9 protein-coding genes and 1 pseudogene are annotated in these 12,911 nt (G+C 55.3%); 4 read left to right on the forward strand and 6 right to left on the reverse strand.

Annotated features, from left to right (window positions below; genetic code table 11):
* Positions 1-335 precede the first annotated feature (335 nt).
* On the forward strand, positions 336-3,650 hold the full coding sequence (locus LC354_RS22760; protein ID WP_223428187.1) for an adenylate/guanylate cyclase domain-containing protein: 3,315 nt from the start codon (positions 336-338) through the stop codon (positions 3,648-3,650).
* A 178-nt stretch (positions 3,651-3,828) separates the two neighbouring features.
* On the opposite strand, the gene LC354_RS22765 is transcribed toward LC354_RS22760, so the two are convergent.
* Both LC354_RS22765 and LC354_RS22770 read right to left on the reverse strand, forming a co-directional pair.
* Entirely contained in the window at positions 3,829-4,608 is a 780-nt protein-coding gene (locus LC354_RS22765; RefSeq protein ID WP_223428188.1) for a sulfotransferase family 2 domain-containing protein, read from the reverse strand.
* A gap of 177 nt (positions 4,609-4,785) precedes the next feature.
* A pseudogene (locus LC354_RS22770) lies at positions 4,786-5,091 on the reverse strand (ATP-binding protein); the annotation flags it as partial.
* 58 nt (positions 5,092-5,149) lie between these two features.
* Here LC354_RS22770 and LC354_RS22775 point away from each other — a divergent pair.
* Positions 5,150-5,371, forward strand: a complete 222-nt coding sequence (locus LC354_RS22775) for a hypothetical protein (RefSeq protein WP_223428190.1) — start codon at positions 5,150-5,152, stop codon at positions 5,369-5,371.
* A gap of 8 nt (positions 5,372-5,379) precedes the next feature.
* Here LC354_RS22775 and LC354_RS22780 read toward each other — a convergent pair whose 3' ends face one another.
* Complete coding sequence (locus tag LC354_RS22780) at positions 5,380-6,729, reverse strand: IS1380 family transposase (RefSeq protein WP_223428194.1); 1,350 nt, start codon at positions 6,727-6,729, stop codon at positions 5,380-5,382.
* Positions 6,730-7,122: 393 nt separating this feature from the next.
* Between LC354_RS22780 and LC354_RS22785 the strand changes: the two genes are divergently transcribed.
* Entirely contained in the window at positions 7,123-8,451 is a 1,329-nt protein-coding gene (locus LC354_RS22785; protein ID WP_223428195.1) for an adenylate/guanylate cyclase domain-containing protein, read from the forward strand.
* On the opposite strand, the gene LC354_RS28110 is transcribed toward LC354_RS22785, so the two are convergent.
* The 3 genes from LC354_RS28110 to LC354_RS22800 all read right to left on the reverse strand — a co-directional run bounded on the left by LC354_RS28110 (position 8,374) and on the right by LC354_RS22800 (position 11,391).
* A complete protein-coding gene (locus LC354_RS28110; protein ID WP_399204172.1) occupies positions 8,374-8,883 on the reverse strand; it encodes a transposase in 510 nt (169 codons plus the stop codon). The two genes, LC354_RS22785 and LC354_RS28110, sit on opposite strands and share 78 nt — an antisense overlap.
* Entirely contained in the window at positions 8,819-10,153 is a 1,335-nt protein-coding gene (locus LC354_RS22795) for an adenylate/guanylate cyclase domain-containing protein (RefSeq protein WP_223428196.1), read from the reverse strand. Before LC354_RS22795 ends, LC354_RS28110 begins: the two co-directional genes overlap by 65 nt.
* Before the next feature lie 254 nt (positions 10,154-10,407).
* Positions 10,408-11,391, reverse strand: a complete 984-nt coding sequence (locus LC354_RS22800; RefSeq protein WP_223428203.1) for a homocysteine S-methyltransferase family protein — start codon at positions 11,389-11,391, stop codon at positions 10,408-10,410.
* Positions 11,392-11,502: 111 nt separating this feature from the next.
* Between LC354_RS22800 and LC354_RS22805 the strand changes: the two genes are divergently transcribed.
* Positions 11,503-12,702 carry an alpha/beta fold hydrolase gene (locus LC354_RS22805; protein WP_223428205.1) on the forward strand — a complete coding sequence of 400 codons (1,200 nt, stop codon included), beginning with the start codon at positions 11,503-11,505 and terminating at the stop codon, positions 12,700-12,702.
* The last annotated feature ends 209 nt before the right edge of the window (positions 12,703-12,911 follow it).

Below are 12,911 nucleotides of genomic sequence, written 5' to 3' on the forward strand. Positions count from 1 at the left end.
AATTCTCTGTTGGTAGGTGGGAGGCGGCAGAACCGGACTGAGCAGCACTCCAAGAATTGGGGTTCAGAACCGGCCCAGACCGGACCTTGGCCAAACATGTTGTATGCTGCGATGCGGCCCGTCGAACCTGCCGTTCGCTGCATCTGCAAAATCAGAAAGGAGCCGAATGCACGCAGTGCGGACTTTTCGGTCGTTCGCTCAGATTTTCCAAATGGCGCATTCAGCCGCCTTCGGACGCTCGCTGACGTCGTCGACCGGGCCTTTTGACCCTTCGCAATAGACCCAACGACACATTTTCTGGTACAGACAACAAACAGACTAAGGATATCGTCCGCATGGAGATCGATATACGCGCTTGGCTTGAAGGTCTCGGGCTTGGCGAATATTTCGTCGCCTTTGAGGAGAACCGTGTCGATGGGCAGGTGCTCGCTCATCTTACGGCTGATGATCTGAAGGATATCGGTGTCACCGCGGTGGGACACAGACGCAAGCTGCTGGAAGCGATTGCAAGCCTCGGTGCTGATGATCAACCAGATGAGGCCGTTGCAGTTGGTGCGCAGGACCCTGGGGCAATTGCGCAGCAACAAACGGGCGAACGACGGCAAGTGACGGTTCTGTTTGCTGATTTGTCTGGGTTCACCCGACTGTCATCGTCAATAGATTCTGAGGAAGTGCATGAGTTACTTGCTGTCTATTTTGAAGTAGTCGATGGACTCATCCGCGATTTCGGAGGAACAGTTGACAAGCATGTCGGCGACAGCGTGATGGCCGTATTCGGCGCGCCAGTATCGCATGGGAACGACGCGGAAAGAGCTGTCCGCGCAGCAGTCGCGATTCAGGAGGCAATGCCCGGCATTTCGGAGCGCATTGGCCGCCCTTTGGAGGCCCATATAGGGATTGCCAGCGGAGAAGTCGTAGCGAGCGGATTCGGATCAGACAACCATTACACGGTAACCGGAGATTCCGTGAACCTTGCCGCAAGGCTTACAGACAAGGCGCTGGCAGGCGATGTGTATGTCTCTGAAATGGTCCGTCGGGCTGTTGGAACCGCACTCGCAGCAACTAATATGGGAGAAATCTCGGTGAAGGGGCTGGCCGTCCCGGTTCGTGTTTATTCAGTGCACGGAAGCCAAACCTCGTCTGATGCGCCTCCTGACCGCCCGTTCGTAGGCCGATTGGCAGAAACCCGGCAGTTCAGGATCGCACTTGAAGCCTGCGAGGACGCCAGACAGGGACAGCTCATCCATATCCGGGGCGATGCTGGAATCGGAAAGACCCGTCTGACAACTGAATTTTGTCGCCTCGCTGTTGATCGCGGCTTCGTCTGTCATCGCTCTCAGATCCTCGACTTCGGTGTCGGCAAGGGACAGGACCCTGTGCGGATATTGGTGCGCAGTCTCCTCGACCTGCCCGCCGCAGGTGATCTGGAAAGCAGACAGGCGGCAGTGCGGCAGACAATCTCCGACGGAGCAGTTTCGGAAAAAAGCAAGGCCCACCTCAACGACCTTCTCGATCTGCCGCAGTCGGCGGAGAGCCAGGCAATGTACGATGCGATGGACAATCTCACTCGCAATGTCGGGAAGCTGAAGACGGTAGTCACCCTGGCCCGCCACTTGAGTAACAAACGTCCACGACTGATCGTTTTTGAGGATCTGCACTGGGCGGAAAAGATCGTGCTTCAGCAGATCGCCGAACTTGGTCGTGGCGCTTCTGACGCCCCCATTTTGATTGTGTTGACTTCGAGAATCGAAGGCGATCCGCTTGGTCCGTCTTGGCGGGGTCAGATCGCCAGCACGTCCTTCATGACCTTTGATCTCGGTCCGCTGAGCCCTGCCGACGCTATGGGGATGGCGGCAAACTTTGTCGGTACGGCAAACAAGTTCGCACGAACCTGCATCGAACGGGCTGCAGGCAACCCGCTTTTCCTCGAACAGCTTCTTCGGAGTGCAGAGGAAACCGGCGAGTTTCAGGTTCCCGGATCGATTCAGAGCATCGTACAGGCGCGCATCGACAGGCTGCCGATCGCAGACAAGGCTGTCGTTCAGGCCGCATCGGTTCTCGGTCAGCGCTTCACCCTTGTCGCATTGCAGCATTTGATTGACGATACCGGCTACGACTGTTCACGGCTTACACTGCACCAGCTTGTCCGGGAGCAGGGCGAAGATTTTCTGTTCGTGCATGGGCTTGTCAGGGATGTCATCTATGGCTCGCTGCTGAGATCCCGACGAAATGAGCTGCACCTTACCGCAGCAGATTGGTTTAAAGAGAGCGATCTGCCATTGCGTGCCGAACATCTGGAACAGGCCGGGCATGAGGGTGCCGCCGAAGCCTACCGCGCAGCGGCCGAGGCGCAGATAAAATCTCTCAGGCTCGAACACGCCCGTCGCTTGGCAGAGCGCGGCCTGGCGCTTGCGGTGGAGCCGTCGACCGTTTTTGCCCTCAGCGCAATGCTAGGCGAACTTCTGCGAGAGCTTGGTGAACCGGAGCGTTCGATTGACGCTTGGCAAGAGGCGCTTGCCAGGCACAGCAACCAAACGGAACGGAGCATCGCCCTGTTGGGTATCGCCGAAGCAATGCGCATCGTTGAACGCATAGACGAAGCGCTTGCTCTTGTGGACGAGGCGCAACCAATCGCCGAAGCGCAAGATCTCAAGGACGTCCTGATGCGCCTGCATCATTTGCGGGGCAATCTGTTGTTCCCGAAAGGCGACATCACTGGCTGCGAAGCCAGTCACAGACACAGCATCGATCTCGCAAGGCAAATCGGATCGGCCGAAGGGGAGGCGCGCGGGCTGGGCGGGCTAGGCGACGCGGCCTACGTGGCCGGTCGTATGAGCACTTCACATGACGTGCTTTCCGAATGTGTCGAAATCTGTCGAGAGCACGCTTTCGGTCGCACGGAAGTCGCAAACGCCGCGCAGATATGCCAGACCAAAATTTTTCGGCTCGAACTCCGTGAGGCCATTAAACTTGGGAAAACGGTCATTGAGGCAGCGCGCCGCGTCGGACATGACAGGGCCGAACTCAACGCCGCGACGGCCTGCCTGTTCGCCGCTACAGAACTGAACGACTGGTCGACGGCCGAAGAGTACGGGAACTATGTTTCGGCTCTTGGAGAAAAGCTCGGATCTGTGCGTTTCAGCCAAGAAGCGATGGCATTTATGGGTGTCCGGCTGAATGCGCAGGGCCGGTCGGCTGAGGCACTTTCCAAGATCAGAACGTCGATCGCAGCGGCGCGGGAACTGGGTTTCTCTTTCGGTGGACCCAGAATGCTGGGACATCTTTCCCGAATTACAAAAGATACGAACGAACAGGATGATGCGCTGGCAGAAGCCGAAGCGATCATCCAAAGCGGCTGTGTCGGACATAACCAACCTTTTTTCTTCCGGGATGCCATCGAAGTCATGCTTGATCGGGGCGACTGGAACGATGTCAGCCGCTATGCCGATGCTCTTGCGGCGTTTCCGCCGGGCGAAACTCTCCCATGGTCGGAATACTACTCGGCGCGGGCGCGCGGGCTTACCGCATGGGAGCAAGGCGCGCGCGATGATGAGGCGGTAGCCACGCTCAACCGCTTACGGGACGAAGCCCAGCGGATCGGACTCGTGTCCGCAGTGCCTGCCATCGACCGGGCTCTCGGCATAGCTTGAAAACATTCCGGTGCAAAACCAAACCTAACCTGAAGCATCGCAAACGACAGCTTCAGCCGTCATTCAACGGGCAAACCCTGTGCCGCTTGATCCTAAAACCTGTGCGGAGTCTACGGCGCGTCGCTGCAAGGATGCCTTTGAGCGCGCGGATCGTCGTTAACGCTGCCGTGACGGGATTTCAAAACGGAACCTGATATCCGAACGCCTCGATCTCATTGCGATATATATCGTGAACTAAGGCGATGCTTTGGTCATCGTAATGGTCTGCTACCGATTTTGATTTGGTATTTGATCTCGATTTCGAATGTGGCAAGCGCGCGACTAAATCTATTCCGATCTGCTTTGACACATCTGCTAAATCTGAATCCAATTTTTCAAATCGGCCAATGAAATCGGCCACGATTTGACCATCTATTGTGTAGACGGACCAGTTTGTAATGATCGGGGGGCGCACTTCGTTTGGGTCGGGGGTCGCCGGATCGTGCAACAGATGCAAGAACTCTTTGAAAGACACTCCTTTTTTTTGACCATTGCGCCAATAATAGTCCGAGACCGCGTGATCCCACGGATTCCTGACAAAGGCGAATTTGAAGGCGCTATCCCAGCCCTCTCCGAGACCTTGCTTGAGGGACGCGGCGTTCGCGTGCGCGGCCCCTTCCAGTCCAAATTGCGATTGATAATGATGCTTGATAAGGCGGTTCATTTCTTTTGGCGTTGGACGAAACCCCTTGCCCAGCAGAAAGTTCCGGATTGAGGCCTTTGTATAGGCCATCTTTTGGCTTTTGGCGGCGCGCAGGGCCCGTTTGTTATAGTCTGCCCCTTGGCTGATCGCATCAGGCCAACCGCCGATCATGACGTCATCATCCGCATGTTGGCGCGCCAATTGCACCTTCACCGAAGACCCGGCCACCTTGCGCGCGTGCAGAAACAGAAATTTCCTAGAAGGACTATAGTACATGGCTGATCGTCATCCGAATGTTCATTCCTCGTCACCCAAGGCGTTTGTCTGATCTCAGGATCGCGGCTTTAAACCGACATTCCCCAAGTAGAATGTCGTTCTTTCCAGTTTGCACCGGTTTTGCGTGCCGATCAAGGCTCTTGGATGTTGAATGTCACTGAGAACTGACCCGGTATTTCACCGAGATTTGACCCGCTCATAGTTATGTATCGGCGGGTATGCTTTGGTCAATGTGGCTGCCCCCTTTGTGGTTTTCTTTGCAGCTGCTGAGCTGGCTTTGAAGCGGTAACTGTCGTTTCCGGTTTCAAGGATGTGGCAGCGGTGAGTAAGCCGGTCGAGCAGTGCTGTTGTCATCTTTACGTCGCCGAAGACCTGCGCCCATTCACTTAAGCTGAGGTTGGTTGTTATGACGACGCTTGTGCGCTCATAGAGCTTGCTCAGAAGGTGGAACAGCAACGCGCCGCCGGACGGGCTGAACGGCAGTTAGCCATGGATTCTCCCGCCAAGAAACCTGGATAATACGTAGAGGCAGGTCAAGCCCTTGTTTCAGCCGACATTCCCCAAGTGGGATGCCTTTTCTTCCATCTTGTCGCTGCGTTGCGCACGGATCAAGCCTCTTGTGCACGGTTTGCCATGGTTCGGGCATCTGATGCGCGATCTGAGCGCGATTTCTGGTCTTGAAGGCCGGTTTGGCCCGGCGTTCGGTCTGGTCGACACCCATTTGGTCGGACCTGTGAAGCCGCGTTCGTTCGGTTTTGGCTGATAATACCGTCATGTTGAAGCCGGTGGCGCGCGGAGCCCGTGGATCGCCGTCAGTATGCGCCGGAAAAGGTCACCGCTGACGGCAACCTCAGCGAGTTGGAAGGTAATGGCGCGGGCGTGTCTAACAACTCGTGCACCAATCTTGATGAGACGGGTTTGTAGGTTGGTCAGCGACCAGTCAGCCATCTCCTCAGGCAGATCAGTGCCTTGCAGGAAGACACCGAGATTGTAGGCCAGTGCGTGCAGCTGAAGGCGGACCTCGTTCTGCGCCTTGCCCTTGCAAGACAACCGCGTCCAGTTGATTGCGTGCTTGCCCTCCTTGATATGTTGTTCTGCGGTGCCGCGCTGATTGTAGAAGCGGATGATCCAGTCCGGCTCCATGGGTAGGTTGGTCACAACAAAGCCGACGCGCGGGAACAACTCGCCGGGATGCCACTCGACCTTGGCGACAACACGGCGAGGCTTGTCCCATGACACCGCCTGATACTCAAAGTCGCCGTAGACGCGCTTCACGCCTTTTGGTGGGCGTCCGACTGGGCGCTTGAGCAGATGCGCAATCCTGTCCTGAAGGACACGATTGGCGCGAAGCCGGATGGCGTAGAAATAGCCCGCTGTTTCCAGCGTTTTGTATAGCTCCGGGATGGCGAAGGCGGAATCGGCCCGAAAGAACCGCATCAGGTGACCGTCTGCATATCGCGCGATGACCGGCTTCAGAACGGTCTGCCAATCACCCGCACTATGCACATTGCCGGGACGCAGGGCGCAACGTTCGAGGTGCCCGAATTGGTTGAACACGAACAGTGGATGATAACACATACAGCCAAAATGACCGTTCCAGGCGGTGCCCTCTTGCGCGCCGTGGGTTGGGCTGACGGAACTGTCCATGTCCAGCGTGATCCACTTCGGCGGCTTGCGCTCGTGAACCCGGTCAATCCATTGTCCTGACATATCAGCCAGTGCTGTGCGATTATCAGTCGGCGCCAGCACCTCGGTCTCGAACCGTCCCATCTGGCTTGCAGAAGCGGCCTTGGCATCCACAGCCCGCCCGCCAACCACCTGCCGCATCACCGGATCAAGCGCCAGACGATCCGCATCATTTACGTCCTCATATCCGGCCAGCCGCCCGAAGACTGACTGGCGCAACAGACCGACCAGCGAGTGCAGACGATTATGGCCAGTGCGCGTATCTCTCAACAATCCGCCAGCAATGTCGTGCAGGCCGAGGACTTTATCGAGTTCTCGGAACAGCAGCAGACCGCCGTCTGAACTGATCTTGGAACCATGGAATTCCAGCCGCACCCGTCGGTCAAAACCAAGCCGAACATCACCCGCTTCGCTTGCACCCTCAGGGTGATCCATAACCTGCCGCCCTCAGCCCAATTAACATGCTGAAATATAACACATTAGGAGCTGTCAGAGGCGCAAAAAAGTCAAGTTACTTGGGGAATGCGGGTTCAAGTTATTTCAAAAACCCGCTCATAACCGAAGCCGTTTCTGAAGTTTTTGGGTCTCCCGCGATAGCAGACGTTCGCTGCGACACAGGTTTTAGGGAACTATGGGCTCACTGCCGACCTTCGCTGCGGTTGCACACGAAATCAACGCCGAGCCGGAAGACGAACGGTCGCAGTGCGGGACAAATTTGCCGTTGCGTGTGTCTGCGCAGATAGCCTGCTTCGCAATGGATTATCATTTCAAGCGAAGTGACAGAGGAAACGCTTTCTGGCAATCTTCGCAATTGAAAGCGAGGACAGCTTGCCCAGACCTAAAACTCACTATGCCAAATGTGGCGACCTTAATATTGCTTATCAGGTTTTCGGAGATGGTCCGTTTGACCTGCTCTTCGCACAAGGTTGGTTGACCAACGTTGAATATGCTTGGGAAAGCCCAGATTACGCGCGTTTCCTGACCAAGCTTGGTCGCATGGCAAGGGTCATATTTTTCGACAAGCGCGGAACAGGTATGTCGGACCGCGATGTCGGCGTAGCGACATTGGAACAGCGATCTGAAGACATAAATGCGGTTTTGGATGCGGTGGGGTCTGAAAAGGCCGTACTTTTCGGTGTGTCCGAAGGTGGCGCTATGTGTTCAGTTTTTGCCGCCACATATCCCCAGCGTGTCAGCCATCTGATACTCAATGGCAGCCGACCAAAATACGTTTGGACTGAAGATTATCCGTATGGCGTCAAGCCGGAGGAAGTTGAACCACAAATCGCAAGCTTTCTCGAAAACTGGGGAGAGCCTTTTGCGCTAAAAGATGGTGCACCAAGTGTCGCCGACGACCCAGCCGTCGCAGAATGGTTTGCCTCGTATTTGCGGTTTTCAGCAAGCCCGCGTGCAGCAGAACAGATCACACGTATGAACTATCAAATAGATTACCGCGATGTTCTACCAATCATTCAAGCTCCGGCTTTGGTCATTCATCGCGAACATGATTTGTGGTGCCCGATAGAAAACGCGCGCTTCATCGCAGACAACATTCCCAACGCCGAACTGAGGGTAATCCCCGGTAACGACCATATTGTATGGTACGGAGATCAGGACAGGCTCATTGCGGAAATCAAGGAATTTGTGGTTGGTGAAACATCTGGTGCGTCTGTAGACAGGGCGCTTAAGACAATTCTGTTTCTAGACATTGTTGGCTCAACAGATCACCTGTCAACTATGGGGGATGAGAGGTGGAAGAGCATCCTCGAACAACTTGATTTGAATGTTGGCCGTAGAGTTTCCGCGTTCGGAGGCAGACGTATCAAGCATACAGGTGACGGCTATCTTCTGTCTTTCAGTGGGCCAACACGAGCCATCGAGTTTGCGAAAACGATTGGCGAGGATATCGACCGGCTCGGACTGCAATGCCAAATTGGAATTCACACTGGCGAGTGCGAGATGCGCGGCGAGGACTTGAGCGGGTTGGCGGTTCATATAGCTGCCAGAATTATGTCAGAGGCAGCGCCACAAGCAATTGCAGCTTCACAAACAGTGAAGGATTTGGTTGTTGGTTCAGGTTTAGAATTCACTTCGCTTGGTAGCCGCGAGCTTAAAGGAGTACCGGGGGAATGGCCGCTGTACCAAGTGGCGAATTGAAACGAGTATTGCAATCTCTCCGTGCCAGCGGCGGAACTGCCGCGTGCTAATCCCAAGTTCATCGCAGACAGCCTTGTCCGTCATCCCTTCTTCAGCAGCCCTGCGCAGAGCTTCCCGTTTGAACTCCGCGCTGTAACGCTTGTATCGTTTCGGCTTAGTCATTCGACACCTCCAAGCGCAATCTGCGCCTATTCTAGGTGTGCACCAAATCAGTGCAAAACCACCCAGCCCAAAGCGGTCATGGCGCGAAACGGCGAAGCTGGTCAGAGCGGACCTTCGCGTTGCTTCTGTTGTGTGACCGTTGTGCGGGACGGAGTGAGCTTTCGCTGCGACACTGAGTTCTTCGCAGGTCTGCAAAAATGAATGTCTAGAGATAAACCGAATAGATCGACCACTTCTCTGAAAATCCCTTGAACAGATGTTCGCCCTCATCCTGCAGAGTATGGCCTGAACCGGCAACCAAGTCTCGCACGGTTCTGGAAACAAGTAACTGATCTGCTCCAGCCAGTGCTGATACGCGGGCGGCCAGATGGACTGCCACACCTGCAATTTCGTCGCCTCGAAGCTCACATTCTCCTGTATGCAAGCCACAGCGGACAGAAAGCCCCAAACCACGAGCGATGGAAACGATTTTCTTTCCGCATGATATGCCCCTTCCAGGGCCGTCAAAGGTTGCAAGCAGTCCGTCGCCGGTTCCTTTTACCAGTCGGCCATTATGCTCATTGATCGCTTGAACGCACAGTTGGTCATGTTGGTTGAGCAGGTCTTTCCACGCGGCATCACCCAACTGATGGGCTAGATCCGTAGATCCAACAATATCGGTAAACATAATCGTCGCCAAAACTCGTTCACTCGGAGGGCGGGGTTTCTCACCGGTGACAAAGGCCTGAATTTCTTCAATGATCGCTTCGGAGTCTCCAACCCAGGGAAAATGATCTTCACCGGGCAGCTCCTTGAACTGGGCGCCTGAAATCCGATCTGCAATCCAACGCCCTTCTTCCACATTCGCGTCTCGATCACCGGTGCGGTGCAACACGAGAGTTGGCACGTGGACGGCGGGAAGAACATTGGTCAAGTCTATCTCTGTATTCATCTTGAGCAGCGTTACAGCCGCACCGGGACTAGCGCTTCTCCTTAGGTAGGCGCATGTCCGTCGCATAAACGCCTCATCATTGGCTTTGCTGGGCGCGTAGTGCTCCAGGTCCATCAAGTTACCCCACTCTCGTTCGACGAACTCATAGTCCTTTTGGCGTTCTTCCGGAGTGGGCGCCCAAGGATAGTCCGGGCTCCTTATGCGCTTGCCGAATGCGCCAAACATAACAAGCCCAGATGTTCGTTCAGGGTGTGATGCGGCAAAGAAAGCCGCAAGGTTGCCACCTTCTGAAAAACCGATCAGCGCCGCGCGCGAGGAATTGGCTGCATCCATCACCGCAAGCAGATCGTCAGCGCGTTCTTCAAGTGTAGGCAGTTGATCATTTGAAACCCTGTCTGAAAGGCCAGTTCCCCGCTTGTCAAAAATGATCAATCTTGCAAAGGACGCAATTCTGGACAAGAAACGATTTAGCGTCGGTTCCTTCCAACAAAGCTCCACATGAGAAACCCAACCGGGCACGTAAACCACATCTAAGTCGCCTTCACCGACGACCTGGTAGGCGATGTGAGTATCCCCGCTTTTGGCGTACTTGGTTTCAACTGGGTTCATCTGAGACTAGCGCCCTGCAGTTGGAAAAGGTTGATCTAACATATCATACAGAAATTGCGTCGGAGAGATTGAGTTTCTTGTCAATGAATTTGGAGGAATAGCTTGGGTCGCCAAAGCTTCCAGTCTGAGTTCAGAGCGGTCAGTCGCTGGGTTAAGGTCAAGACTGCTGTGCGGGAGAAAGCTGGCTTTCAATGCGATGCATCAACCAATATTGCACTACATGAAAGTCCGCGGATTGGCATGGGCGACTTTCTCTAAGACTTCGATGCTTCGGCAATGCACTTCATGTGCCGCATGTCGGTCCCGCAGCAGCCGCCTAGGACCCGAATGTGGGGAAACCTCCGCTTGATGTCAGCGAGTTGCTCGCCGAGTTCGCGCGGATTTCCGTCATCGAGTTCTTCGGCTTCATCCAATTCCGCATGACTGCAGCGTGATGCGTTGGCGACGATGCCTTTGACGCGTTGAATCCAAGGCTCGTCGACCAAAGTCTTGGCAAAATGGTCGGGGTGGGCACAGTTGATCATGAAATACGTGGTGTAGGCATTGGTTGCGGTATCCACGGCGGTGATGGCGTCGGCCAAGGTTTCCCCTGTCGGCAGCCGCCCATCCGTTTCCACCGTGAAGCTGATGATGACCGGCAGGTCGAAACGCTGCGCGGCCCGCACGATGCCAATAGCCTCGGCGCTATAGGCCAAGGTGTATGCACTGACGACATCCACAGCAGTTGCCGACAAAGCCGAGATTTGCTCGGAATGATAGTGCTCGGCTTGATCTGCGTTCATCTGATCTGCGGGCGCATAGGCATCGTCCCGAGGGCCGAGGTTTGCGCTGATCAGTGTTGGGACATCACGCGCTTCCGAACGCACCTCGTCCATCAGCTCGACGGCCTGCTGGTTAAAGTATCTGAGTTGCGCAGGCGAATACCCTAAAGGTGCGGCGCGGTCCCGGTTGGCCACCCATGTCGGGCTTTCCAGAATAACACCTGTTCCTTCAACTCTGCCTAAGTCGATCAAGTTACGCAGATACTCCTTGAGAAACGCGCGCCCGTCTTCGGTTTCTAACAGTGGATAGGAGGCAAATCCGGGAAGATCGATACCGCGCGTGAAGATCAGGTCTGTTTCCATCCCGACATAGACTAGGAACAGATCCGTGTCAGAGTTGAGGAGGTTTGCGGTGCGACCGGGCGCAACGGTGGCCGCTTTGCGAGTGCTTGATTTGTCTGAGGATAACTGGGGCATTGGCCTTCTCTGAGTGCGTTTCTGGACGGGCTTATATGCTGGTGGGCGCTTTGTTTCCGTTCTCGTATCGTTGGTGTATCGTTGTTTTTGCGCTGAGAACTGAGGGGGCTGATGCAGCGGTGGGTGCTGGATAGGGAGGACGGTAGTGTATCGTCGGGCGCTGATCAGTGTCAGCTGTCGCCAAGGGCGACGGAAATCCTTGCCTTCATGATCGGAAACTCCGGGACGGTTCTGCCGCGCAACAAAATCCTTGCTGAGGTCTGGCAGGGGCTGCATGTGAGCCCGGATCTTGTTCGCGAATACATCTTCGAAATCCGAAAGGCGCTTGGGGATAGTGCCTCTGAACCGCAGTTTATCGAAACCGTTGGCCGTCGTGGGTACCGACTGATTGGTCCGGTCACTTTGAAACCTGCCAGTGCGGTCTCCAAAACGGCGGGATATACCCTCAGGCCCGATCGCCTGAGCCGTGCGGCGCAAATGTCCGGTGTCAGGTACTGCACATCGAAGGACGGCACCTCGATCGCGCATGCTGTGTCCGGCGAAGGATATCCGCTCCTTTTTGCGGGAAGCTGGATGACCCATCTGGTCATGGATTGGGAAAGCCCTGCCTATGGCGATTACGTCGCCCATCTTTCCGACCGGTTTCGGGTGATCCGATACGATCAGCGCGGAAATGGCCTGTCACAATGGGCCGACACGGATATCGTCTTCGACCGTCTGGTTGATGATATGGAATGCGTCATTGACACCTACGGGCATGATCAGGTCGCCATTCTTGGCATGTCTCAAGGGGCGTCTGTGGCGATTGCTTATGCGCAAAGGCACCCGGACCGTGTGTCACATTTGATCTTGAATGGTGGCTATGCACGTGGTCGCAGGATGCGAGGCAACGCGCGCGACATCGAAGAAAGCGACGCACTGATTGGCCTGATCCGCACCTGCTGGGGCAACGACAATCCGGCTGTGCGTCAAACGCTGACGACGCTTTTCATGCCGGACGCAACGAAAGAGCAAATGCAGTGGTTCAACGATTTCCAGAAGCTTTGTGGCCCGAGCGAGAATATCGCCGAGTTTCGGTCCGTGTTTGACGAAGTTGATGTGGTCGGGATGTTGCCAAAGACCACAGTCCCAACTCTGGTGCTGCACAGTAGCGAAGACGCAGTGTCGCCGCTGACAGAGGGAAAGCTCCTCGCTTCGCAAATTCCCGGGGCGGCATTTGTTGAGTTGGACAGTCCAAATCATCTGCTTTTTGAGAGCGAAAAAGAGTTCGGCAAGATGCTCAAGATGATTGAGGAATTTGCAGGGCCCTGATCTTGCTTGAGGCGTCCACTTCGGGCTCACTGCCGACCTTCGCTGCGTTTGCACGACAGAAAAAACTGGTCGATGCCCTGAGTGTCCGCTTTCTTCGAGCGTCCCTTTCGATTTCGCACTTGCGGCGAAGGGCCGCTTCTCTAATTGGGTGTCTGGGTCAAGCTCGTTTTCCTTCTATTTTGTCGATGAGATCGTATATCCGGGTCACG

This window comes from Tateyamaria pelophila, from assembly GCF_019966495.1.
Classification (GTDB): domain Bacteria; phylum Pseudomonadota; class Alphaproteobacteria; order Rhodobacterales; family Rhodobacteraceae; genus Tateyamaria; species Tateyamaria pelophila.